A 23,260-nucleotide genomic window follows, 5' to 3' on the forward strand; every position below is an offset into this window, starting at 1 on the left:
TTATTTCGTGGTCTGGCGCAGCAGCATGGTGCCACCGCGCTGGGTAAATTCAAGTTTGTTCAGTGCGCTCATGCCGAGCAGCACTTGATTGCCGTGCAAACCGGGCGCCACCAGCGCGCGAACGTCACGCAGCACGATGGCGCCCAGTTGCAGCCGGTCGAGGCGGGTCCGATAACCCTCACTCAAGCCATTGGCCGTGCTCAGGGTCACCCCGAAGCCTTTTTCCAGTTTCAATCGTTCAGCCATTTCGGCCGGGATCGACACATCGGTTGCGCCGGTATCGAGCATGAACTCCACGGGCTGGCCGTTGATCTGGCCGGTGGCGACAAAATGCCCCTGGCTGTTACCGATCAGCTTCACCTCGATAAAACCCTGGCCCTGCTCAGAGCTGACGACGGTGTTGGGATTCTGTTGACGCTCCTCCCATTGACCGAAGAACCGCGTTGCCAGAAACAGCGCGGCGCCCCAGGCCAGCACCATCAACACCCGACCGGCGCGTTTGCCCGGCGGTTGCTGACTCATGGCTTGGCACTCCAGCCACCTTCAGGCGCGGCAAAGCGCCACACAATCGGCCGTACTTCACCGTCGGCGCGCGCACCGTAGTTGTTGTCGATACCGATCCAGGCACCGTCGACGTCCACGATCAACGCTTCCGCCAGCCCAAAGGGCTGTGAATAACGACGGTTTTCCTGCAAGGCCTCGGCAGCAAACGACCAGCAGCGCTCGACCTTGGTCGTCACCGCATCACGGCGACAGATCTGAAAGGCGTTGCGCTCAAGGGTAAACAGCTTGCCGTCGAACAATGACAGATCAGAAAAATCCCGAGGGCGCGCTCTGGCGTGGGGAAATTGCGCTGGCTGCATTTCCACCCCGCCTTCACTCAGCAGCACACAGCTACCGTCGCAGTCCCACACTGTTTGCTGGCGCTTGATCAGCAACAAACCGCGGCGCTCACGTTCGGCGGCCAGCCACAGCGTGTCACCGGCCGGATTGATCGCCAGGCCTTCGAACAACGCATTGAAGTGCAACAACATGCCGCTCGCCCGCGCTTCGCGCACCAGCATCGGCGAGATTTTCAGCCAGGACGCAGGCCCGGTTGGCGGTACTTGCAACACCGCGGCGTGGCCTTCGCTGACGATATAACGATTGCCCGCGCTGTCACAGGTGATGCCTTCGAAATCCAGATCCCCGCCCCGCACGAACGATGCCGCCCAAGTCCGCGCACGCAAGCCCCAAGGCAAACCGGTGTCGGGCACCAGGGGTACGTCAATGTGCACGGTTTCGGCTTGCCAGGTGGGGTTGCGGGTGTCGAGGCGATAGATTTGATCATCGTCGCGATCCGAAACGGTCCACAGCTCCTTGCCACACTGGGCCAGCCCCGACAGATTGCCGCCGCGCATGCCGTCGACGGCATGTTCGGACAACAGGCGCAGCTCTGGCGCGGGTTCCGCGCAAATCGTCACCGAAGTCAGCAGCAACGCACACGCCAGGGCCCAGCCAAAGCGCATCAGCCCAGAACCTCGGCCAAGTTGCCTTTGGATTCCAGCCAGGTCTTGCGATCGCCCGCGCGTTTTTTCGCCAGCAGCATGTCCATCATTTCCGAGGTCTCGGCGAAATCTTCACCCAGCGTCAGTTGCACCAGACGCCGCGTGTTAGGGTCCATGGTGGTTTCGCGCAACTGTGGCGGGTTCATTTCACCCAGGCCCTTGAATCGGGTGACCTGCGGCTTGCCGCGTTTCTTCTCGGCCACCAGGCGATCGAGGATGCCGTCGCGCTCGGCCTCGTCGAGGGCGTAGTAGATTTCTTTGCCCAGGTCGATACGGTACAGCGGCGGCATCGCGACGTAGACGTGACCAGCCTCCACCAGTGGGCGGAAATGCTGGACGAACAAGGCGCAGAGCAAGGTGGCGATGTGCAGACCGTCGGAGTCGGCGTCGGCGAGGATGCAGATCTTGCCGTAACGCAACTGGCTCATGTCCGCCGCGCCCGGGTCGACACCAATCGCCACGGCGATGTTGTGCACCTCCTGGCTGGCCAGCACTTCGCTGCCGTCGACTTCCCAGGTGTTCAGGATCTTGCCGCGCAACGGCAGGATCGCCTGAAATTCTTTGTCCCGCGCTTGCTTGGCCGAACCGCCTGCGGAGTCACCTTCCACCAGGAACAGCTCGGAACGCATCGGGTCCTGCCCGGCGCAGTCGGCGAGCTTGCCCGGCAATGCCGGCCCTTGGGTAATGCGTTTGCGCTCGACCTTCTTGCTGGCCTTCAGACGACGGCCGGCGTTGTTGATCGCCAGCTCGGCCAGCAACATGCCGGTTTCCGGGTTGGCGTTGAGCCACAGGCTGAAAGCATCCTTGACCACGCCGGAAACGAAGGCGGCCGCTTCACGGGATGACAGGCGCTCCTTGGTCTGGCCGGAGAATTGCGGTTCCTGCATCTTCATCGACAGCACGAACGCGATACGCTCCCAGACGTCTTCCGGCGCCAGCTTCACACCACGCGGCAACAGGCTGCGGAACTCGCAGAACTCGCGCATGGCGTCGAGCAAGCCCTGACGCAGACCGTTGACGTGAGTACCGCCCTGGGCTGTCGGGATCAGGTTGACGTAGCTTTCCTGAACGCTGTCGCCACCCTCGGGCAACCACAGCAACGCCCAATCGACGGCTTCCTTGTTACCGGCCAGGCTGCCGCAGAACGGCTCGTCCGGCAGGCGTTCGAATTCGCTGACGGCGTCTACCAGGTAGGAGCGCAGGCCGTCTTCGTAATGCCATTCGACTTTCTCGCCGGTGGCCTTGTCTTCAAAACTGACCAGCAACCCCGGGCACAGAACGGCCTTGGCCTTGAGCACGTGCTTGAGGCGGCTGATGGAGAATTTCGGTGAATCGAAATACTTCGGGTCCGGTGCGAAGAACACGCTGGTGCCGGTATTGCGCTTGCCGACGGTGCCGACTACTTCCAGCTCGGTTTTCTTGTAACCGTCGGCGAAGGTCATCTGGTATTCGTTGCCGTCGCGTTTGACACGCACCCGGACTTCGGTCGACAAGGCATTGACCACGGAAATACCCACCCCGTGCAAACCGCCGGAGAACTGGTAGTTCTTGTTGGAAAACTTGCCGCCCGCATGGAGTTTGGTGAGGATCAGCTCGACGCCCGAAACACCTTCTTCCGGGTGAATGTCCACCGGCATGCCACGGCCGTCATCGCTGACTTCCAGGGAGTGATCGGCGTGCAGGATGACCTGCACCGACGTCGCATGCCCGGCCAAGGCTTCGTCGACGCTGTTGTCGATGACTTCCTGGGCGAGGTGGTTCGGCCGACTGGTGTCGGTGTACATGCCGGGGCGTTTGCGCACCGGGTCGAGGCCCGAGAGGACTTCGATGGCGTCTGCGTTATAAGAGCTAGCGCTGGGAGTGGCCATGGGGTCTCGTCGTCAGTGTTCAGTGAAAATAGGGGGCAATGATCACAGTGCTGTGAAATCGATCGCCTGATACAAATCTGCGCCGATGCCGGCAAAACTCAATATTGCCGGCAGTTGCGCGGCAAAACCCTGGAAACTATGGTCGCCGCCGGCCTGAATGCGCAAGGCACAGGCCCGGTAATATTGCTGGGCGAGGCGATAGTCCAGTGTTTCATCGCCAGTTTGCAACCATACCTGAAACCGCTGCGGATCCTGGGGCGCCGGCACTTCCAGCTCGGCCAGGGCCGTCACGTGGTCGTGGGTCATTTCCCAGGTCTCATCGGTATACAGGTTTTTCTGCGTCCCCAGAAACCCGTCGAACATCCGGTGTGGGCTGACGGCCGGGTTGATCAACAGGGCTTTCAAGCCATGGCGCTCGGCCAAGTGAGTCGCATAGTAGCCGCCGAGTGAGCTGCCGACCAGCAGTGGCCGCCCCAGCTCCACAATCGCCTGTTCCAGCTGAGCGATGGCCTCGCGGGGATGGTGATGCAGGGCCGGTACACGCAACTGATCGCTCAAGCCCAGCCGCTCCATCACATTCATCAACTGACAGGCCTTTTTCGACGCCGGCGCGCTGTTGAAACCATGGATATAAAGGATCGAACCAGACATTTGAGCTCCCTGTGCGTCGGGTAAAGAAGGCGGAGTTTACAGGGACTCGGGGGGAATCGGGGACATGCGTGGGATTCATGTCGCCTGAGCGAATGCCATCGCGGGAAAGCTCGCGATGGCCACGCCTCGGTCTTTGAAAATGACAAAGAAATCAGTAGCCGTTGGAGCCGTAATCAATCTGGAAATCGAACCCGGTGACGCGCTCAACGCCAGTTTCAAGCTGACCATCGGGCAACAGCCGCAACCACCGATACCCCGGCGCCTGCTCACTCACCTTGAAATCGTCGCTGCCCGGCTCGAACTGGATGCAGGTCGAGGGCGATGCGATCAGGCGAACACCGTTGCGCACTTGATCAATCTCCTGATGAACATGCCCCCAAAGCACCGCACGCACCTGCGCAAATCGATCCAGCACCGCGAACAACGCCTCTGGATTGCGCAATCCAATGGGCTCCATCCACGCACACCCGATCGACACCGGATGATGATGGAAACACACCAGATGATGCCGCTGCGGCGCCTCGCTCAACGAGCGCACGAGCAATTGCAACTGTTCATCCTGCAAATACCCCGGTACTGAACCCGGCACCGCCGAATCGAGCAACGTCACCCGCCAGTTGCCGATGTCCACCACCGACTCCAGCAATGCACTGTGCACCGCCGCCTCGGCCATGATCCGCGGCTCGTCGTGATTACCGGGGATCCAGCGCGCCGGGGCATCGATCTGCCGGGTCAGGTCGCGAAACAGCTGGTACGACTCCAGCGTCCCGTCCTGGGACAGATCGCCAGTGGCAATCATCAGATCGATCTGCGGTTGCTGCTTCAATACCAACTCAATCACCTGTTGCAGGCTGTCGCGGGTATTCATGCCCAGCAACGTCGCGTCCGCCTCGGCAAACAGATGACTGTCGGAGAGTTGCACCAGCAACGCCGGATCGGCGGTGGTCAAAGTGGATACGCTCGGCAAGGCGTTCTCCCAGGGCGTGATCACGGGATTGGAAAGTGCCGCAATTATGCTGGGGGACGATCAAAAGAGGAAACCTGTGAACCGGAAGCAGTTCACAACTACACAGCACTCTTAGCGCACAACGGCGTACTCGTGTCCGCAAGCCAGGCAATGACTCAGCCATTCCCCCAGGAACAGATTGAGTTGAGCCTTTTCGTCCGGCTGATGCATCGCGGCGTTCGGGTAAGGATAGATGCCGCGAAAGCGTCGTGCATGTTCGGCACTGATAACTTCAGCCATGCGCGCGTCGTGATACACCTGCACTTCCAGTTGCGGCACCGGCAACCAGGGCAGGCTGTGTTCCTGACGCACTTGCAGGGTGGTGGTGTATGGACAGGCTTGCAGCACTTCCAGGGCCAGCACGCCCAGCATCTGGTCACCCTGGGTCACGGCAATGCGCCGGGCCGCCGGATCGTTGCGCATGTCCGGCAACAGTCGCATCAGGCGCGCGTAGTTGGCCTCGCAGGAAGCTTGCAGCCCCACGAGATCAACCCGATAGCGATCGCGCAGCTTGTTTACGACCATAACCCCCTCACTTCCACGCGGTTCAAAGCCAACCACTGCAAGGCAATGATGCTCGCTGCGTTGGCAATACGTCCGTCACGCACGGCTTGCAGGGCGTCTTCGAAAGCCCAGACCGTGACGCGAATATCTTCAGCCTCTTCCTCCAGCCCATGCAGGCCGCCAACCCCGGCACTGTCACAACGCCCCAGGTACAAGTGCACAAACTCGTTACTGCCACCCGGCGATGGAAAATATTTGGTCATCGGCCAGAGCGCCCCGAATACAAGTCCAGCTTCCTCCTGCGCTTCGCGGTGAGCAACTTCTTCCGGTATTTCATCCTTGTCGATCAGACCGGCGACCAGTTCGATCAGCCACGGATTGTCGGTCTTGCCCATGGCGCCGACGCGAAACTGCTCGATCAGCACCACTTCGTCGCGCTGTGGATCATAAGGCAGCACACACACCGCATCGTGGCGCAAGAACACTTCACGATTGATCTCGCGACTCATGCCACCGTCAAACAATTCGTGGCGCAAGTGCACGCGGTCGAGCTTGTAGAAGCCCTCGTAGCACTTTTCGCGCCGAACGATATCAACGGCGGTCGGAATGGCGTTGGCAAAATCAGTCATGTCAATCCTCGTTTACTGCAAATCCGTTACGAGGCTCCTTTTGGTTACTTGCAACCTCGACTTCGCGCCATCCTAACGCGCCCGCGATGTTTGATGCAGCCCCTTTACAGTCAGCGGGATAGACGGTGAGGGCGAAACCAACTCTAATTAGCTTAGTGGCGAACTGACTGCCTCGTTGAGAGTCGAAGCGGGTAACTTTTCGCCTTCCCCTGTTTCATTAAGGACGCCCATGTCGCTTTTCAAGATCGCCTCCGTGGCCGCCATCGCCCTGACCCTGGGTGCGTGCCAGAGTCTTTTCCAGCCCAATTACCGGGCGCCGCTGGAAACCACCCGCGACGCTTCCGAACAGCTGAAGCCGGGTTGCGCCAACCCTGACTGCCCGCTGGTGAACATCGATACGCTGCACTTCCCGGCTGAGCCTGCGCTTGACGGCATCATCGAAAAACGTTTGCTGCAAATGACCCGCACCTCACCCGACGCCCCTGTAGCGCCGACACTGGCGGCGTATCGCGAGCAATTTTTGAGCAGTGCCGAGCCGCGCTACAGCAGCTACTTGCAAGCCAAGGTACGTGAGCAGCATGACGGCTTGGTGATCATTGAATTGTCCAGCTATCTGGACAGCGGCGGTGCGCATGGCACGCCGGGCCGCGGTTTCATCAACTACTCGCGTCAGCAGCATAAAGTGCTGACGCTGTCGGATATGGTGATCCCGGGGCAGGAAGAAGCGTTCTGGAAAGCGGCCCAAGTGGCGCACAACAGCTGGCTGATCAGCACCAAACTCGATCAGGAGCCAGAGTTCGTCAAGAGCTGGCCCTTCGTGAAAACCCAGAACGTAGCGTTGACGTACGGCGGGGTGATCCTCAAGTACGAAGTGAGCACCCTTGCGCCTTACGCATTGGGCCACGTCGAACTGAAGATCCCCTACCCACGCCTGAACGGCATTCTCAAGCCTGAGCTGTTTCCCGGCCGTAGCTGAAGGCTCGACCAAGCACCAGTTGCAGCAGCCCTGCCAGTACCAGCGACGGCAGGGTTGCGCCGATGTCCGGATAGAGATTGGCCAGCAAGTGATAAGTGCTCACCCCGCCCAGCCAGGCGAGCAACGCCGGCCAGCGCAAGGCAGCCGATGCCACACGGGCACTGCGCTTGCGCAGGATGAAGTGATCCACCAGCACCACGCCGAACAGCGGCGCAAACACCGAACCGATCAACAGCAGGAAATTCTGGTACTGGGCCAATGGCGCCAGGCAAGCGATCAGTGTGCAGATCACGCCGATGGCCAAGGCCAGATGCTCGACTTTCAAGCGCAGCAGAATCCCGCTGGACACCGCCGCCGAATGAATATCGGCAAAGGCATTTTCTGATTCATCCAACAGAATCAGCAGCAACGGAATCCCCAGGCCCGCACCGGCCAGCGCCAGCAGCAAGGCATTCACTTCACCACTCGGCGCGAACGCCAGGGTGTACGCCACGCCCAGGCTCATCAGCCAGAAGTTACCGATAAAGAAACCCAGCGCCGTACCGCCGAACACATTCTTCGCACGCTTGCCGAAGCGCGAGTAGTCGGCAATCAGCGGCAGCCAGGACAGCGGCATCGCGATCGCAATGTCGAAGCCCACGGCGAACGGCATCGAACCATCACCGGCCTGCGCCCACAACGCCGCCAGGTCGGCCTTGGCGAACAGGTTCCAGGTCAGCCAGATGCACGCGGCCAGCAACAGCCAGATGCCCCACTTGCGCAGGATCTTGCGCACGAAGGTCAGCGGACCGCTGACCGCCAGCAAAGTCGCCAGTGCACCGAAGAACAGCGTCCATAGCAGCGGGTTCGACCACAGGCTGCCCTCGCTGAATGCACGGGCACCGAGCAGGCTGGCGGCGTCGCGCATCACGATGATTTCGAACGAACCCCAACCGATCAGTTGCAGCAGGTTCAGCACCGCCGGAAGGCTCGCGCCCTTTGCACCGAGGCTGAGTTTGAGCGCGGCCATCGATGACAGGCCGGTGTCACTGCCGATCACGCCGACAGCGGCCAGCAACAGCACGCCGACCAGCGTGCCGAGAAAAATCGCCAGCAATGAACCGGACAGGCCCAGACCCGGCGCGAGCAACGCGCCGGTCTGCAATACCATCAGGCCGATGCCGAGGGAGAACCACAGGGAAAACAGATCCCGACCGCCGAAGACGCGCTTGTCGGTCGGCACGGCGGTATCCGGGGAGTAAGTGCTGGGTTGAATGCTCAAAGGGTGTTATCTCAGAGGAACATGTGTTGTGGTGTTGACCACCCTTTGTGGCGAGGGAGCTTGCTCCCGCTGGTCTGCGAAGCAGACCCAAAACAAGTCACCGCGGTCTGACAGTCAGGTTGCGATTACCGATTTTACGACTGCTTCACAGCCGAGCGGGAGCAAGCTCCCTCGCCACAAGGGTAAGCGGCGCACCCGAGTGCGCCGGTCAGATCAAACCTTCTTGTACAGCTGACTGCCTTCCTGCTTGAACCGCTCAGCCTGTTCCGCCAGTCCCTTGGCGACTTCGGCATCGACGGTTTCGATCCGCTGGTTGGCCGCGTATTCACGGACTTCCTGGGTGATTTTCATCGAGCAGAATTTCGGCCCGCACATGGAGCAGAAGTGCGCGACCTTGGCCGAATCCTTCGGCAGGGTTTCATCGTGGTACGAGCGCGCGGTGTCTGGATCGAGGCCCAGGTTGAACTGGTCTTCCCAACGGAATTCGAAACGCGCCTTGCTCAAGGCGTTGTCGCGAATCTGTGCCCCCGGATGCCCTTTGGCCAGGTCGGCGGCGTGAGCGGCGATCTTGTAGGTGATGATCCCGGTCTTCACGTCATCCTTGTTCGGCAGGCCCAAGTGCTCCTTCGGCGTCACGTAGCAGAGCATGGCGCAACCGAACCAGCCGATCATCGCCGCACCGATACCGGAAGTGATGTGGTCGTAGCCTGGGGCGATGTCGGTGGTCAGTGGGCCAAGGGTGTAGAACGGCGCCTCGTCGCAGCACTCCAGCTGCTTGTCCATGTTCTCTTTGATCAACTGCATCGGCACGTGGCCCGGGCCTTCGATCATGCACTGCACGTCATGTTTCCAGGCGATTTTGGTCAGCTCGCCGAGGGTTTCCAGCTCACCGAATTGCGCTTCGTCGTTGGCGTCGGCAATCGAGCCCGGACGCAGGCCATCGCCCAGCGAGAAGCTGACGTCGTAGGCCTTCATGATTTCGCAGATGTCTTCGAAATGGGTGTAGAGGAAGTTTTCCTTGTGGTGCGCCAGGCACCACTTGGCCATGATCGAACCGCCACGGGAGACGATACCGGTCACGCGCTTGGCAGTCAGCGGCACGTAGCGCAGCAACACGCCGGCGTGGATGGTGAAGTAGTCGACGCCCTGCTCGGCCTGTTCAATCAGTGTGTCGCGGAACAACTCCCAGGTCAGGTCTTCGGCGACGCCATTGACCTTCTCCAGTGCCTGATAGATCGGCACGGTACCGATCGGCACCGGCGAGTTACGGATGATCCATTCGCGGGTTTCGTGGATGTGCTTGCCGGTGGACAGGTCCATGACCGTGTCCGAACCCCAGCGAATGCCCCAGGTCAGCTTCGCCACTTCTTCTTCGATGGACGAACCCAAGGCACTGTTGCCGATGTTGCCGTTGATCTTCACCAGGAAGTTACGGCCGATGATCATCGGTTCCAGTTCGGTGTGGTTGATGTTGGCCGGAATGATCGCGCGACCGCGGGCGATCTCTTCACGGACGAATTCCGGGGTGATGATTTTCGGCACGCTGGCGCCGAAGCTGTGGCCGGCGTGTTGCTGGTCCAGCAGGCCGGCGGCGCGGGCCACTTCGAGCTTCATGTTTTCGCGGATGGCGACGTATTCCATCTCGGCGGTGATGATGCCTTTACGGGCGTAGTGCATCTGGCTGACGTTGGCACCCGGCTTGGCGCGGCGCGGGTTGTTGACGTGAGCGAAACGCAGCTTGGTCAGTTCCGGGTCAGCGAGGCGTTCCTGACCGAAGTTGGAGCTCAGGCCGGACAGACGCTCGGTGTCGCCACGGGATTCGATCCACGGCGACCGCACATCGCCCAGGCCTTTGCGCACATCGATGGTGACATTGGGGTCGGTGTACGGGCCCGAGGTGTCATATACCACCACTGGCGCGTTGATTTCGCCGCCGAAGTCGGTCGGGGTCACGTCCAGGCTGATTTCGCGCATCGGCACGAGGATGTCGGGGCGTGTGCCCTGAACATAGATTTTTTGCGAGCGGGTAAACGGCTGAACCGATTGCTGATCGACCTTGGCCGAATCACTCAGGTTGGTTGCGATTTTTGATTTTGTAGTCATCACGGGCTCTCCAGACACACATCCAGGCAGTGGATTTTTGTCGGAGCGAACCTGTAAACGAATGGACGCACGGGCGCTGGAAATTCCAGCAGGTGCTGTGCTCGATGCTCGAGGGGTGTTCGATTGTCGAACAACATCCCGGACGAAGCACAAGAGGACTCGCCGGGTGACGAGAAATCTTGTTCCCTACGCAGGCGCTAACCTGATCAGGTTCAACGGGATCCGAAATTATTCGATCTCAGCCTCATAGCAAGGCACCCCGACAAGAACCCGGCCAGTCTAGACATAACCGGCAAAGAACGCCAACACCACGGTAAACACCATGATGAATGGCGCAATCAGCGGATTGTTGCCATGCCTGCGTGCATCTACACTCGCTACGCCGTGCCGCGCCTTGACGCTGCAGGGCGCCGCGCCGTAGCCTTGGCGTTCAAATTATCAGCATAATTTTTAGGGATGGCCTCATGCTGCGCAAACTCTCACTGGCCCTTGCCGTGTCTTGTGCGTCCAATGGAATGGCCTGGGCAGCAGAAGCGCCCTTATCGACCAAGACCGACCTGGTCAGCGTCTATCAGGAAGCGGTGGACAACAACGCCGATATCGCCGCCGCCCGCGCCCAGTACGGCGCCCAGAAGGAAGTCGTGCCCCAGGCCCGCGCCGGGTTGCTGCCCAACCTGTCGGCCGGTGCCAACATGAACGACACCCGCACCGCGCTCGATCAACCATCGGTGACCTCGAACCGCAGCGGCACGGTGTATCAGGCGACCTTGTCGCAACCGATTTTCCGCGCCGACCGCTGGTTCCAGTTCCAGGCCGCCAAGGACGTCAACGAACAGGCCGCCTTGCAACTCTCGGCCACTGAACAAAACTTGATCCTGCAAAGCGCCGAAAGCTACTTCAACGTACTGCGCAGCCAGGACAACCTGGCCTCGACCAAGGCCGAAGAAGCAGCCTTCAAACGCCAGCTCGACCAGTCCAACGAGCGCTTCGACGTCGGCCTGTCGGACAAGACCGATGTGCTGCAATCCCAGGCCAGTTACGACACCGCGCGGGCCAACCGGATTGTCGCCCAGCGTCAGGTGGATGACGCGTTCGAAGCGCTGATCACCCTGACCAACCGCCAGTACAACTCGATCCAGGGCATCGTCCACACCTTGCCGATCCTGCCGCCGGCACCGAACGACGCCAAGGCTTGGGTCGACACCGCCGCCAAGCAGAACCTCAATCTGCTGGCCAGCAACTACGCGGTGAGCGCCGCCGAAGAAACCCTCAAGCAGCGCAAGGCCGGGCATGCCCCCACCCTGGATGCGGTCGCGCAATACAGGAAAGGTGACAACGACGCCCTCGGTTTTACCAACCCGAGCGCGACCGGCGTGCATTACGGTGGCGATGTGGAACAACGCACCGTCGGCCTGCAATTGAGCATCCCGATCTACAGCGGCGGGCTCACCAGCTCCCAGGTGCGTGAGTCTTATTCACGGCTGGATCAAACGGAACAACAACGCGAAGCCCTGCGTCGCCAGGTCGTGGAAAACACCCGTAACCTGCACCGCGCCGTGAACACCGACGTCGAGCAGGTGCAGGCACGTCGACAGTCGATCATTTCCAACCAGAGCGCGGTGGAAGCGACCGAAATCGGTTATCAGGTGGGGACGCGCAACATCGTCGACGTGCTCGATGCCCAACGTCAGCTGTACACCTCGGTGCGCAACTACAACAACACGCGCTACGACTACATCCTCGACAACCTGCGCCTGAAGCAGGCCGCCGGCACCTTGAACCCGGGGGACTTGCAGGACCTGACCCGTTATCTCAAAGCCGACTACAACCCGGACAAGGACTTCTTGCCACCAGATCTGGCGAAGGCTGCGGCGGAGCAGTTGAAAGCGAGGCCTTAAACAGCAAAAGATCGTCCGAAGGCTCGGGCCGCGTTCGGACGATCTTTTTTGTTCGCGCGACTCGGTCTACCGCTCGATCAACCTGCCCAACCCATCCAGCAACCGCTGCAACGCCCCCTGATTGGTGCGCATTACCTTCAGCCCCGCCTCCGCCATCCGCTGTGCATCGCGTGGCAGTTCGAACAGCCGCTGCACCGCCAGTGCCAGGCCTTCAGCATCGTCGACCTCGGCCAGCGCCCCGGCGCTGCGCAACTGCGCGGCGATTTCAAGGAAGTTGAACAGGTGCGGCCCACTGAGCACCGGTTTGGCCAAGGCCGCCGGTTCCAGCAGGTTATGGCCACCATTGGGCACCAGGCTGCCGCCGACGAAAGCGCTGTCGGCCAAGGCGTAAAGAAACAGCAACTCGCCCATGGTGTCGCCCAGCAACACCGAAGTATCTGCGGTCACCGGCTCGCCCGTCGAACGCCGCACCGTGGTGAAACCTTTTTGCCGGCACAACTCAAATACCGGGTTGAAGCGCTCCGGATGACGCGGTACCAGAATCAACAAGGCATCGGGATGATTGGCCAACAGCCGACGATGGGCATCGAGCACCACTTCGTCTTCACCTTCATGGGTGCTCGCAGCGATCCACACCGGGCGATCCTGCGCCTGCCATTGCCCGCGCAGCTCGGCAGCACGCTGCAGCAGTTGCGGATCGATAGTCAGGTCGAACTTGATCGAACCGGTCACTTCAACCGTTTCCGGGCGCGCGCCCAAATCGCGGAAACGCTGCGCCTCGGCTTCGGTCTGCACTGCGAACAGGCTCATCTCGGCGAGCATCGGCCGGGTCAGTTTATGGAAGCGGCCATAACCTTTGGCCGAGCGCTCAGACAGTCGCGCATTAGCCAGGGCCACGGGAATTCCACGCTTGGCGCACTGATGGATATGGTTGGGCCAGAGTTCGGTTTCCATGATCACTGCCAGTTTCGGCCGGACCCGATCAAGGAATCGCGCCGCAGCGCAAGGCAAGTCATAAGGCAAATAGCAGTGCTGAATGCGCGGCTCGTTGGCAAACAGCGCCTGGATGCGCTCAGACCCGGTCGGGGTCATGCAGGTGACGGTGATCGGCAGCGTCGGATATCGCTGCAGCAAGGCACGGATCATCGGCGCCGCGGCGATGCTTTCGCCTACCGACACCGCGTGCACCCAAAGGCCGTCCGGCTTCATCGCCGGTAGCGCGAGGGAGAAACGCTCGCCAATGCGTTTGGCGTACGCCGGCGCCTTGCGCGCCCGCAGCCAAAGCCGAATCGCTACCAATGGCAGCCCCAGGTAAAACAGCGCGGTGTAGAGGGTTCTATTCATGGCGGCGGAGTTTATCGGTTTTTTAGCCAATCGCCTGCAAGTGCACGGCAAAACGTTCCGCCAGCCAACGGGCTGCCGGGCCGAGGGGCTCGTCGCGGCGCCAGACCAGCTCCACAATCAATGCCGGCGGCGTCCATTCGCTGGTCAGTTCGACCATCAGATTCTGATACGCCGGGTACTGCACCACGTGGCGCGGCAACCAGGCCCAGCCGAGGCCGCGCATCACCCATTCGGCCATCACATAGAAACTGTCGGCCCGCCAGACCTGCGGGCTGGCCGGCTCACTGCCGGGATAGACGCTGGACTGCGTGGACATCAGCAGCTGTCGATGCTGCGCCAGTTGCTGGCAATTGACCTGCGTCTGCTGCGCCAATGGATGCCCCACGCCGCACACCGTGACCATTTCAACGCTGCCCAGCACTCGGCGCTCAAGGGCTTCGGGAATCTGCTCGTGATAAAACAGCAAGCCCAGGTCGGCCCGGCGCTCCACCAGTTTGCGCGCGACATCGCCCTGGGCGGCACTGGTCAGTTGCACTTCGAGGCTGGGAAATTGTTCGGCCAGGGCTTCGAAGCTTTCAACCACTGCCTGATAAGGCATTGCCTCGTCCTGAGCCACCCGCAAACTCGCTTCCTGGCCCCGCATCATCGCCAGTGCCCGGCCGTTGAGGCGCTCACACTGGCGCAGCACTTCCCGCGCCTCTTCAAGCAGCGCGGTGCCGGCTTCGGTGAGTTTCGGCTGGCGACCACTGCTGCGATCGAACAGGCTGACGCCCAGGTCTTCTTCCAGCAGCGCAATCGAACTGCTGACCGCCGACTGCGCCTTGCGCTGATCCCGCGCCACCGCGGAAAAGGAACGTTGTTCCGCGACACTGACAAACAAGTGCAGCTGTTCCAGACTCCATTGCATATTCATGGCTCAACCCATCTCCAGAACAGATAGGTAATGACTTTACCGCATCTGGCGGATCTCTAGAATGCCGACCTCAGAAAGCAACACTTCATACGAGGATTGACCCATGACCGCTTACTACTACCTCGCCATTGCCATCTGCGCCGAAGTGATCGCCACCGTTTCGATGAAAGCGGTCAAGGGTATCAGCACGCCACTGCCGCTGCTGCTGGTCATCGTCGGTTACGGCATTGCTTTCGGGATGCTGACCCTGGTGGTGCGCAGCGTTCCGGTCGGCGTGGCCTACGCGGTGTGGGCCGGCATGGGCATCGTGATGGTCAGCGTCGCGGCGCTGTTTATCTACGGGCAGAAACTGGATGTGCCGGCAATGCTGGGGATGGCGCTGATTGTGCTGGGCGTCGTGGTTATTCAGCTGTTCTCCAAGACCGCGGGACATTAAAACCCGAAGCACTATCTTACTGTGGGAGCACCGCACCGCCGCTCCCACAGGTTTTGCATCCGCTCTATTGATCACCAACAAATCTCCTGCGCATCGAGTCTGTATACTGCGCCCTCGTCTTGAACACTGAGGTCGCTGCATGCCATCCGTTATTTCCACCGACGTTCTGATTGTCGGCGCTGGTGTCGCCGGCCTCTGGCTGAATGCACGCCTGCGCCGCCAGGGTTTCTCGACCGTGCTGGTGGAAAGCGCCAGCCTCGGTGGCGGGCAAAGCCTGAAGTCCCAGGGCATCATCCACGGCGGTGCCAAGTACGCGTTGCACGGTGCCCTGACCGGAGCCTCGGAAGCCATTGCCGACATGCCGCGTCGCTGGCGTGAGGCGCTGGCCGGCGACGGCGAACTGGACCTGTCCGGCGTGCGCGTATTGTCCGATGCCCATTACCTCTGGTCCCCCGGCACCCTCGCTGGCAACCTCACCAGCTTTTTCGCCAGCAAAGCCGTGCGCGGGCGGGTCGATCAGGTCAAAGGCGATCAACTGCCGCCGGCGCTGCAAGACAAGCGCTTCAAGGGCAAGGTCTATCGCCTGACGGAACTGGTGGTCGACGTGCCGAGCCTGATCCAGCGCCTGGCCGACCTGGCTGGCGACGGCCTGCTGGCCGGTCAGCACATCGAACCGCTGCTGGAGAATGGTGAACTGGTCGGTTTGAAAGTCGACGAACGCGAAATCCGCGCCCAGCGCATCGTTCTCAGTGCCGGTGCCGGCACCGCTGACCTGCTGACCGCGCTGGGCCTGAGCCAACCGGCCATGCAGCGCCGTCCCCTGCACATGATCATCGTCAAAGGCCCGAGCCTCAAACCGCTGTACGCCCACTGCCTGGGCGGCGGGCCGAAGCCGCGCGTCACTGTGACCACTCACCCGGCCGCCGATGGCCAGTGGGTCTGGTACGTGGGCGGCGACATCGCCGAAGCCGAAGGCGTGGCCCGCGAGCCAGCCGCGCAAATTGCCGCCGCCCAGAAAGAACTGGGCCAACTTCTGCCGTGGATCGACCTGAGCACCGCACAGTGGGCGACCTTGCGGGTCGAACGCGCCGAGCCGCTGCAATCGGGCTTGACCCGCCCGGACAACGCCTTCCTCGCCGAGAAGAATCGTCTGCTGGTGGGCTGGCCGACCAAACTGGCCCTGGCACCGGACTTCGCCGACCGCGTCTTCGCCACACTGCAACGCGACGGTATTCAGCCGAGCCATCCGGCCACGCTGCCGGAACTGCCGAAACCGCCGATAGGGACCCCTGCCTGGGAGCAACTGCTGCCATGAGCCAACCGACCCTGCATGACCTGCATCGTCCGCTGGGCAGCACCGGCCTGCTGGTATCGCCCCTGGGCCTGGGCACAGTGAAACTTGGCCGCGATCAAGGGGTGAAATACCCCAACGGCTTTCAGATCCCCGGCGACGACGAAGCCCGCATGCTGCTCAAACTCGCGCGCGACCTGGGCATCAACCTGATCGACACCGCCCCGGCCTATGGCCGCAGCGAAGAGCGTCTCGGCCCGTTGCTGCGTGGTCAGCGTCAGGACTGGGTAATCGTCAGCAAGGTCGGTGAAGAGTTCGCCGACGGTCAGTCCCGCCATGATTTCAGCGCCGCGCATACCCGGCTCTCAGTGGAGCGCAGCCTGCAACGCCTGGAAACGGACTTTATCGATCTGGTGCTGGTGCATTCCGACGGCAACGACCTGGCGATCCTCAACGACAGTGAGGTCTATGCGACCCTTGCCGAGCTCAAGCGCGAAGGCAAGATTCGCGGTTTCGGTTTTTCCGGTAAAACCGTCGAAGGCGGCTTGAAGGCTCTGGAACAAGGTGATTGCGCAATGGTCACCTACAATCTGAACGAACAGAACGAGAAGCCAGTCATTGACTATGCTGCTGCTCACGGCAAAGCGATCCTGGTCAAAAAGGCCCTGGCCAGCGGCCATGTGTGCCTGAGCCCGGGCGTTGATCCGGTGCGTGCCAGCTTCGAATTGTTGTTTGATCACCCGGGGGTGGCCAGTGCTATTGTCGGGACCATCAATCCGCTGCACCTCGCCCATAACGTCGCGACCGTTGCCCAGGTCCTTCGTAGCCATTGATGCCGCCCACGCGGCCTTAAGCAGGAGCCGACATGCCGCGTACGCTGATCAGAAAGAACCCGAGCAACTTCAAGACCCTGCCGCTGTTCGTCGAAGCCACACCCGAAGGTTTGAGTTATCAGAGCGTCGGGATGCCGTTGAATTTTTCCCAGACCCTGCAACGCCGCCGTCCGGTGACGGTGGCCGACAGCGAGCGGTTTGCCCTGGAGCTGGCGAACCTTGGGGTCTCGGTGCGCCTGACCCTGCATTGGCAGAATCGCGATTACTGGGTGTTGGTGCGTCAGCGTCGGCAGGATCGCGGCGACGTGGTGCTCAAGCTGATCTCCGGCTACGTGCCGGCCCATGAGCTGAACCTGCCGCTGCACACGGCGACCCAGGAAATTGCCGAAGAGTGCCTGCTGGAAACCCCGGAGGGCTGGCTCAGCGGACGCTTCAACGAAACCTGGCTGCCAGCGCCCTACTCGGCAGCCCTGCATTACCGCGAAGCCCTGCCGTTTCGCCTGACACCACTCTCCGGCTCGGCGCGGCCGGTGCGCTGCGCGAACATGCCGCTGATCGAACGTCCCCGGGCCTACGTGCACTTGCCGACAGCCTCGCTGCAATTGATCTACGATTTGCGCCTGGACGTGCCCAAGGAAGCCAAATCCCTGAGCCTGTTCCATGTCGACGAGCGGCTGGAGGGCGATCAACTGGTGGCCCGGCTCGATCGCAAACGTCCCGATTTGTACCTGATGCCACTGCAGGACGGTCAGCCGATGGCCGAGCTCTATACCCTGAAAAAGGATCACCTGTACCCGGCAAGTACCCGCGGGTTGTATCTGGCGGAGAGTTTTGCCCGGCAGGAAGGCTGGCTGGTGAGGGATGAGCGGATTCGCTGGAAGGATTGGGTGCGGCAGCAGGGTTTGACCCCACCGGGGAAGGATTCGGGCCTGGCCCGGTTACGCGGGAAGGCGAAGCAACTGCTGAAAAGAATCGTGCCGCGCAAGAAAGTCAGCTCTTGAAGCATCACAAAAGCAAAAGATCGCAGCCTTCGGCGGCCCCTACAGGGTCATGTGTATACCTGTAGGGGCCACCGATGGCTGCGATCTTTTTTATGGCTTTACTCCGGCTCTGATTGGCGAATCTTCTCGACAATCGCCGTGGTCGAGCTGTTTTCCACCAGCCCCAGCACTTTCACGGTCCCGCCGTAAGCGCTGACGATGTCCGCGCCAACCACTTGGTCGATCCCGTAATCACCGCCCTTGACCAGTACATCCGGCTTGACCGCACGCAGCAGGTTTTCCGGGGTGCCTTCAGAGAAGCTGATCACCCAATCGACGGCGCCTAAACCTGCCAGCACCGCCATGCGACGGTCGACGCTGTTGATCGGCCGACCCGGCCCTTTCAAGCGACTCACCGACGCATCGTCATTGACCGCCACGATAAGGCGATCACCTTGGGCGCGCGCCTGTTCGAGGTAAGTCACGTGGCCGGCATGCAGGATGTCGAAGCAACCGTTGGTGAACACGATCTTCTCTTTGTGCGCTCGCGCGTCATCGACCGCCAGCAGCAACTGCTCGAGGCCCAGCACACCGCGCTCGGAGCCTTCCTCACGCTGGATCGCACGACGCAGTTCCGGTGCGCTGATGGCCGCGGTACCGAGCTTGCCGACCACGATGCCCGCCGCCAGGTTGGCCAGGGCCACCGCGTGGGGCAGCTCTTCGCCAGCGGCGATCGCCGCCGCCAGGGTAGAAATCACCGTGTCGCCGGCGCCGGTCACGTCGAACACTTCACGGGCACGGGCCGGCAGGTGCAGCGCCGGATGATCCGGGCGCAGCAAGGTCATGCCGTGCTCGCCACGGGTTACCAGCAATGCACCGAGGTCGAGGTCGTGCATCAGCTGCGCGCCCTTGCTCACCAGTTCGTGCTCATCGGCGCAACCGCCGACGATGGTTTCGAACTCGCTGAGGTTCGGGGTGATCAGGCTCGCGCCACGGTAGATCGAGAAATCCTTGCCCTTGGGATCGGCCAGCACCGGAATGCCACGGGCACGGGCGGCCTGGATCAGCACCTGATGGTTTTTCAGCGCGCCTTTGCCATAGTCGGACAGCACCAACACCTTGATGCCTTCGAGCAATTCGTCGACTTGCTCGCCCAGCGCCAGGGCGTCAGTTGCGAAAGGCTCTTCGAAGTCGATACGCAGCAATTGCTGGTGACGGCTCATGACCCGCAGCTTGACGATGGTCGGCTGGTGCGCAATGCGCTGGAACAACGCCCGCACGCCGGCACCCTTGAGGCTATTGACCAGGCTGTCGGCGGCTTCGTCGTCGCCGGTCACGCCGACCAGCGAGGCCGGCGCACCGAGCGCGGCAATGTTCAAGGCAACGTTGGCGGCACCGCCCGGGCGGTCCTCGATGTGCTCGACCTTGACGACCGGTACCGGCGCCTCAGGGGAGATCCGTGAGGTACCACCATGCCAGTAACGGTCGAGCATGACATCGCCGACCACCAAGACAGGGGCTTGATTGAATCGCGGCATGGACAACTTCATGGAGCAACCCACATACAAAATGAACAGGGGCGCGATATTAACACAGGGTTGGCGCTGGCTTGCGGGGCGGCTGCAACCGGATGAATCGGCAGGGAATTCTGTTCATTTATTGAGCAGAAATTGCGATAAACGATGGCAAGCGTCCTCACGTTGCAGCACCTGGGTGTCGATCTCGCACTCAGCCGTCAGCGGTGCCTCATAAGGGCTGTCGATGCCAGTGAAGTTCTTGATCCGCCCTTGGCGGGCCGCTTGATACAAACCTTTGGGGTCCCGTTGCGCGCACACCGCGAACGGCGTGCTCACGTATACCTCGATGAAATCGCCCTCAGCGAACAACCGACGAGCGGCATCACGCTCTGCGCGAAACGGCGAGATCGCCGCAACAATCACAATCAAACCGGCGTCGACCATCAGCCGTGCCACCTCGGCCATGCGCCGGATGTTTTCCCGGCGACACTCAGCACTCATTCCCAAGTCACGACACAGGCCATTGCGCAGGTTGTCGCCATCGAGCAGGAACGTGTGCAGCCCGCGCCGATTGAGTTGCAACTCCAGTGCATTGGCCAGGGTCGACTTGCCCGCGCCCGACAGGCCCGTCAACCACAGGCAACGCGGGTGCTGGAATTTGATTGCGGCGCGGTCGCGGTTCGACAGTGACAGATCGTAAGGCCTGATCTCTGGAACAGGTATCGACAGGGGCTCATTCATAACCGAGCATTTCGTAATCGCGCTGGTACACCCGCCGCACCAGCCGACGGGTACGCACCGAGCAGAAATCGCGGGCAAGCATCGGACGCCGCTGTTGCGAGCCGTTGACGTGAGGCAACACCGCCCAGTGGCCCACCTGTTCGCAGACCAGGCGAAAATCCCGCTCCAGATGCTCCTGGTAGCCAATGAAGTCCAGGGCCAGATGCCCCAGGGAGTCGGTCAGAAAATCCGTTTGCGCGGCAAAATGCATTTGTCGGCTGATGGTCTCCGAATGCAGCCAGCGAGCGACGAAATCATCGAAGTCGCGGTAGTGGCAGACCAGCCTCTGCGCCGCCTGATCGCGCCGGCCCAACTCATTGCCGCGCAAAAAAGCATAAGCCGAGTAGGCCCTTTCCAGCGGATCACGAACGAAGGCGAACTTGAAACTGGCGGCAAACTGCTCGGGAAATTGCTGCTCGTACCAGTACAACGGCAAGTGCCCGGGGCTCCACCCATCGAACATCGCCGCACATACGCTGCTCCCGGCACACTTGGGAACATGAATGAATAGACAGGAACGCTGCTCGAAGGCCCGTGGGAAGCTCAGGCTGGCCGACATCGACTTGTTGATCACCTGACGGTCCACGACCGACAGGCGTCCCAGCAGGAAAGCCCGCTGCGGCTTGGGCAAGAGCTTCCAGAGATAACGTTGCAGCATGGCAGTACCCGCGCGAAAGGGTTGCCCCCCTCGATTGAAGTCAAAGTTCGTTCAGGAACCTTAACAAGCGCGTTGCCGAGATTTATTCCGGTTTGGTCAAGAAGCGTAAAGGTCTGGATACAATCCACCGGACGCGTTGCACGCCGGTGAACGCAAGGGTGAGCAGGGCTCACCCTTGCATCGAATCAGGCGATGTCTTCAGCCGGGGCGTCGAGGCCCATGGCGTTCAGACGGGCGTAGTAGCCATTCTGCGCCAGAAGCTCGGCATGGGTGCCGCGCTCGACGATCCGGCCCTGATCCATGACCAGAATCAGGTCAGCCTTCTCGATGGTCGACAACCGGTGAGCGATGACCAGCGTCGTTCGACCTTTCATGACCTGATCCAGTGCAGCCTGAATATGCCGCTCGGATTCGGTATCGAGGGCCGAAGTGGCTTCGTCGAGAATCAGCAACGGTGCATTCTTCAGCAAGGCCCGGGCAATTGCCAGACGCTGACGTTGACCGCCGGACAGCAACACGCCGTTCTCGCCGACCTGGGTGTCCAGGCCTTCGGGCAACTGCGCAATGAAGTCCATCGCGTAGGCGTCTCTTGCCGCCTTCTCGATGTCTTCGCGGGGAGCCCCAGCCAGATCGCCATACGCAATGTTGTTGGCCACGGTGTCGCTGAACAGCGTCACATGCTGGGTCACCTGGGCGATGTGCCTGCGCAGGTTCAGCAGCTTGTACTGTTCCACTTCAACGCCATCGATCAGGATCTCGCCCTTGTCGTGGTGATAGAAGCGCGGAATCAGGTTGGCCAATGTCGACTTGCCGCTGCCCGAACGCCCCACCAATGCCACCATTTGCCCCGGCTCGACCGAGAAACTGATGTCATCGAGTACCTGGCGATCGGTGCCCGGGTAAGTGAAGCTCAAGTGACGCACATCCAGACGACCGCTGACGGCATCGCGCTCGATGGTGCCGTTATCGACTTCGGGTTCGACGTCCAGTTGCTCGAAGATACTCTCGGCGCCGGCCACACCTTTCTGGATGGTCGAGCTGACTTCAGACAATTGGCGGATCGGCTTCGGCAGCAGGCCTGCCAGAGTGATGTAGGCCACCATGTCACCGGCGGACGCATCTCCGCGCAGGAACAACACCAGGAACATCAGCACCGCCATGGCGGTGTAGATCACCAGCTGCAACAGCGGCGTATAGATAGCGCCGGTGCGAGTCATGCGCAATTGCTTGTCGGTGTTGCCCTGGCTGGCATTGAAGAAGCGCCTTTCTTCATAGACTTCGCCGCCGAAGCTGCGCACCACGCGATAGCCCTGGATCGTTTCCGAGGCCACGTGGGTCACGTCCCCCATGGCAGCCTGGATCTTCTTGCTCTGTTTACGGAATTTCTTGCTGGCGGTGCGCACCATAAAGGCGATCAACGGCAGGATCGCAACCATGACCAGCGTCAGGCGCCAGTTCATGAACAGCAGCGAGGCGAACAGGAACGCCACCGTCATGCCTTCACGGATTACGACCTTGATCGCATCTGTAGCCGCCCCCGTGACCATGGTTACGTTGAAGGTGATGCGCGAAATCAGATGACCCGAGTTATGCTTGTCGAAATAACGGTTGGGCAAGACCAGCAGATTGTTGAACAACTGCACACGCAAGTCGTGGACAAGTCCGAGGGAAACCTTGGCCAGAAAGTAGTTGCCCAGATAAGATCCGAGCCCCTGCCACGCTGCAATCAGGATGATCAGCAAAGGCACGGCCTGCAGCAGTTGCAGATCACGCAGGTACGGTACGGTTGGAAAGAGCGCCGCTTCGGGATTGGACAGGCCGTCGACGAAATACTTGAGGATGTACCCGAGCATTGGCTGAGTCGAAGCGAAAATCAGAAAACCGACAATGCTGATCAGGAACAGGCTGATGTACGGCCGGACATAGCTGAGCAGGCGGAAGTAAATTTTCAAGCTCGATGGGCTTGCGGAGAGACTGGAGTCGGTCATATCACGCGAATGTCGATAAAAAGGACGCTGACTTTAGCACAGCTTCTTCAGGGTTCTGGCAATCGCATAAAGGCTGT

Annotated in this window: 21 protein-coding genes and 1 riboswitch; of the genes, 6 read left to right on the top strand and 15 right to left on the bottom strand. The window is 61.0% G+C overall.

Annotated elements, in window-relative coordinates; genetic code table 11:
- The 7 genes from AC1DIS_RS09065 to AC1DIS_RS09095 all read right to left on the bottom strand — a co-directional run bounded on the left by AC1DIS_RS09065 (position 1) and on the right by AC1DIS_RS09095 (position 6,205).
- Positions 1-522: a retropepsin-like aspartic protease family protein gene (locus tag AC1DIS_RS09065; RefSeq protein ID WP_018928522.1), complete on the bottom strand. Its 522-nt coding sequence runs from the start codon at positions 520-522 to the stop codon at positions 1-3.
- On the bottom strand, positions 519-1,508 hold the full coding sequence (locus AC1DIS_RS09070; protein WP_064616003.1) for an esterase-like activity of phytase family protein: 990 nt from the start codon (positions 1,506-1,508) through the stop codon (positions 519-521). The genes AC1DIS_RS09065 and AC1DIS_RS09070 overlap by 4 nt, the downstream gene beginning before the upstream one ends.
- Positions 1,508-3,415, bottom strand: a complete 1,908-nt coding sequence (parE, locus tag AC1DIS_RS09075; RefSeq protein WP_018928524.1) for a DNA topoisomerase IV subunit B — start codon at positions 3,413-3,415, stop codon at positions 1,508-1,510. The genes AC1DIS_RS09070 and parE overlap by 1 nt, the downstream gene beginning before the upstream one ends.
- A gap of 42 nt (positions 3,416-3,457) precedes the next feature.
- Entirely contained in the window at positions 3,458-4,066 is a 609-nt protein-coding gene (locus AC1DIS_RS09080; protein ID WP_018928525.1) for a YqiA/YcfP family alpha/beta fold hydrolase, read from the bottom strand.
- Positions 4,067-4,217: 151 nt separating this feature from the next.
- Complete coding sequence (cpdA, locus tag AC1DIS_RS09085; protein WP_026286607.1) at positions 4,218-5,033, bottom strand: 3',5'-cyclic-AMP phosphodiesterase; 816 nt, start codon at positions 5,031-5,033, stop codon at positions 4,218-4,220.
- Between the two features lie 111 nt (positions 5,034-5,144).
- Complete coding sequence (locus AC1DIS_RS09090) at positions 5,145-5,597, bottom strand: DUF1249 domain-containing protein (RefSeq protein ID WP_007939629.1); 453 nt, start codon at positions 5,595-5,597, stop codon at positions 5,145-5,147.
- Positions 5,588-6,205, bottom strand: a complete 618-nt coding sequence (locus AC1DIS_RS09095; protein WP_007939630.1) for an NUDIX domain-containing protein — start codon at positions 6,203-6,205, stop codon at positions 5,588-5,590. The genes AC1DIS_RS09090 and AC1DIS_RS09095 overlap by 10 nt, the downstream gene beginning before the upstream one ends.
- A gap of 229 nt (positions 6,206-6,434) precedes the next feature.
- On the opposite strand from AC1DIS_RS09095, the gene AC1DIS_RS09100 reads away from it, so the two are divergent.
- On the top strand, positions 6,435-7,181 hold the full coding sequence (locus AC1DIS_RS09100) for an RsiV family protein (RefSeq protein WP_064616001.1): 747 nt from the start codon (positions 6,435-6,437) through the stop codon (positions 7,179-7,181).
- Here the strand turns inward: AC1DIS_RS09100 and cytX are convergent.
- Both cytX and thiC read right to left on the bottom strand, forming a co-directional pair.
- The gene (cytX, locus tag AC1DIS_RS09105) at positions 7,150-8,442 is read right to left on the bottom strand and encodes a putative hydroxymethylpyrimidine transporter CytX (RefSeq protein ID WP_064616000.1); all 1,293 of its coding nucleotides are present in this window, start codon (positions 8,440-8,442) and stop codon (positions 7,150-7,152) included. The genes AC1DIS_RS09100 and cytX overlap by 32 nt on opposite strands.
- A 213-nt stretch (positions 8,443-8,655) precedes the next feature.
- Positions 8,656-10,545: a phosphomethylpyrimidine synthase ThiC gene (gene thiC / locus AC1DIS_RS09110; RefSeq protein ID WP_064615999.1), complete on the bottom strand. Its 1,890-nt coding sequence runs from the start codon at positions 10,543-10,545 to the stop codon at positions 8,656-8,658.
- Between the two features lie 166 nt (positions 10,546-10,711).
- Positions 10,712-10,817: riboswitch (TPP riboswitch) on the bottom strand.
- Positions 10,818-11,009: 192 nt separating this feature from the next.
- Here thiC and AC1DIS_RS09115 point away from each other — a divergent pair.
- Positions 11,010-12,443 (top strand): TolC family outer membrane protein, encoded by a 1,434-nt coding sequence (locus AC1DIS_RS09115; RefSeq protein WP_064615998.1) that lies wholly within the window; start codon positions 11,010-11,012, stop codon positions 12,441-12,443.
- 66 nt (positions 12,444-12,509) lie between these two features.
- Here the strand turns inward: AC1DIS_RS09115 and waaA are convergent, their stop codons facing one another.
- Positions 12,510-13,787 carry a lipid IV(A) 3-deoxy-D-manno-octulosonic acid transferase gene (gene waaA, locus AC1DIS_RS09120; protein WP_018928533.1) on the bottom strand — a complete coding sequence of 426 codons (1,278 nt, stop codon included), beginning with the start codon at positions 13,785-13,787 and terminating at the stop codon, positions 12,510-12,512.
- Between the two features lie 22 nt (positions 13,788-13,809).
- The gene (locus AC1DIS_RS09125; RefSeq protein WP_018928534.1) at positions 13,810-14,700 is read right to left on the bottom strand and encodes a LysR family transcriptional regulator; all 891 of its coding nucleotides are present in this window, start codon (positions 14,698-14,700) and stop codon (positions 13,810-13,812) included.
- 103 nt (positions 14,701-14,803) lie between these two features.
- On the opposite strand from AC1DIS_RS09125, the gene AC1DIS_RS09130 reads away from it, so the two are divergent.
- The 4 genes from AC1DIS_RS09130 to AC1DIS_RS09145 all read left to right on the top strand — a co-directional run bounded on the left by AC1DIS_RS09130 (position 14,804) and on the right by AC1DIS_RS09145 (position 18,261).
- Positions 14,804-15,136 (top strand): DMT family transporter, encoded by a 333-nt coding sequence (locus tag AC1DIS_RS09130; protein WP_007939639.1) that lies wholly within the window; start codon positions 14,804-14,806, stop codon positions 15,134-15,136.
- 139 nt (positions 15,137-15,275) lie between these two features.
- On the top strand, positions 15,276-16,451 hold the full coding sequence (locus AC1DIS_RS09135; RefSeq protein WP_064615996.1) for an NAD(P)/FAD-dependent oxidoreductase: 1,176 nt from the start codon (positions 15,276-15,278) through the stop codon (positions 16,449-16,451).
- Positions 16,448-17,260 (top strand): aldo/keto reductase, encoded by an 813-nt coding sequence (locus AC1DIS_RS09140; protein ID WP_477744211.1) that lies wholly within the window; start codon positions 16,448-16,450, stop codon positions 17,258-17,260. The genes AC1DIS_RS09135 and AC1DIS_RS09140 overlap by 4 nt, the downstream gene beginning before the upstream one ends.
- A 32-nt stretch (positions 17,261-17,292) precedes the next feature.
- Entirely contained in the window at positions 17,293-18,261 is a 969-nt protein-coding gene (locus tag AC1DIS_RS09145; protein WP_086944091.1) for a metal ABC transporter ATPase, read from the top strand.
- Between the two features lie 98 nt (positions 18,262-18,359).
- Here AC1DIS_RS09145 and hldE read toward each other — a convergent pair whose 3' ends face one another.
- The 4 genes from hldE to msbA form a co-directional block, all read right to left on the bottom strand.
- Positions 18,360-19,790 (bottom strand): bifunctional D-glycero-beta-D-manno-heptose-7-phosphate kinase/D-glycero-beta-D-manno-heptose 1-phosphate adenylyltransferase HldE, encoded by a 1,431-nt coding sequence (hldE, locus tag AC1DIS_RS09150; RefSeq protein ID WP_086944092.1) that lies wholly within the window; start codon positions 19,788-19,790, stop codon positions 18,360-18,362.
- A gap of 102 nt (positions 19,791-19,892) precedes the next feature.
- Positions 19,893-20,498, bottom strand: a complete 606-nt coding sequence (cysC, locus tag AC1DIS_RS09155) for an adenylyl-sulfate kinase (protein WP_018928542.1) — start codon at positions 20,496-20,498, stop codon at positions 19,893-19,895.
- Positions 20,491-21,195, bottom strand: coding sequence for a sulfotransferase family 2 domain-containing protein (locus tag AC1DIS_RS09160; RefSeq protein WP_018928543.1), 705 nt, complete (start codon positions 21,193-21,195; stop codon positions 20,491-20,493). The genes cysC and AC1DIS_RS09160 overlap by 8 nt, the downstream gene beginning before the upstream one ends.
- Before the next feature lie 185 nt (positions 21,196-21,380).
- Entirely contained in the window at positions 21,381-23,183 is a 1,803-nt protein-coding gene (gene msbA / locus AC1DIS_RS09165) for a lipid A export permease/ATP-binding protein MsbA (RefSeq protein WP_064615993.1), read from the bottom strand.
- Between the last annotated feature and the right edge of the window lie 77 nt (positions 23,184-23,260).

It is taken from the genome of Pseudomonas sp. 05N433, from assembly GCF_056396925.1.

Bases quoted from the DNA above. Each gene is read 5' to 3' on its own strand.
- AC1DIS_RS09065 (WP_018928522.1), bottom strand. From the start codon at position 522: ATGAGTCAGCAACCGCCGGGCAAACGCGCCGGTCGGGTGTTGATGGTG.
- AC1DIS_RS09070 (WP_064616003.1), bottom strand. From the start codon at position 1,508: ATGCGCTTTGGCTGGGCCCTGGCGTGTGCGTTGCTGCTGACTTCGGTG.
- parE (WP_018928524.1), bottom strand. From the start codon at position 3,415: ATGGCCACTCCCAGCGCTAGCTCTTATAACGCAGACGCCATCGAAGTC.
- AC1DIS_RS09080 (WP_018928525.1), bottom strand. From the start codon at position 4,066: ATGTCTGGTTCGATCCTTTATATCCATGGTTTCAACAGCGCGCCGGCG.
- AC1DIS_RS09090 (WP_007939629.1), bottom strand. From the start codon at position 5,597: ATGGTCGTAAACAAGCTGCGCGATCGCTATCGGGTTGATCTCGTGGGG.
- AC1DIS_RS09095 (WP_007939630.1), bottom strand. From the start codon at position 6,205: ATGACTGATTTTGCCAACGCCATTCCGACCGCCGTTGATATCGTTCGG.
- AC1DIS_RS09100 (WP_064616001.1), top strand. From the start codon at position 6,435: ATGTCGCTTTTCAAGATCGCCTCCGTGGCCGCCATCGCCCTGACCCTG.
- thiC (WP_064615999.1), bottom strand. From the start codon at position 10,545: ATGACTACAAAATCAAAAATCGCAACCAACCTGAGTGATTCGGCCAAG.
- AC1DIS_RS09115 (WP_064615998.1), top strand. From the start codon at position 11,010: ATGCTGCGCAAACTCTCACTGGCCCTTGCCGTGTCTTGTGCGTCCAAT.
- waaA (WP_018928533.1), bottom strand. From the start codon at position 13,787: ATGAATAGAACCCTCTACACCGCGCTGTTTTACCTGGGGCTGCCATTG.
- AC1DIS_RS09125 (WP_018928534.1), bottom strand. From the start codon at position 14,700: ATGAATATGCAATGGAGTCTGGAACAGCTGCACTTGTTTGTCAGTGTC.
- AC1DIS_RS09130 (WP_007939639.1), top strand. From the start codon at position 14,804: ATGACCGCTTACTACTACCTCGCCATTGCCATCTGCGCCGAAGTGATC.
- AC1DIS_RS09135 (WP_064615996.1), top strand. From the start codon at position 15,276: ATGCCATCCGTTATTTCCACCGACGTTCTGATTGTCGGCGCTGGTGTC.
- AC1DIS_RS09140 (WP_477744211.1), top strand. From the start codon at position 16,448: ATGAGCCAACCGACCCTGCATGACCTGCATCGTCCGCTGGGCAGCACC.
- AC1DIS_RS09145 (WP_086944091.1), top strand. From the start codon at position 17,293: ATGCCGCGTACGCTGATCAGAAAGAACCCGAGCAACTTCAAGACCCTG.
- hldE (WP_086944092.1), bottom strand. From the start codon at position 19,790: ATGAAGTTGTCCATGCCGCGATTCAATCAAGCCCCTGTCTTGGTGGTC.
- cysC (WP_018928542.1), bottom strand. From the start codon at position 20,498: ATGAATGAGCCCCTGTCGATACCTGTTCCAGAGATCAGGCCTTACGAT.
- AC1DIS_RS09160 (WP_018928543.1), bottom strand. From the start codon at position 21,195: ATGCTGCAACGTTATCTCTGGAAGCTCTTGCCCAAGCCGCAGCGGGCT.
- msbA (WP_064615993.1), bottom strand. From the start codon at position 23,183: ATGACCGACTCCAGTCTCTCCGCAAGCCCATCGAGCTTGAAAATTTAC.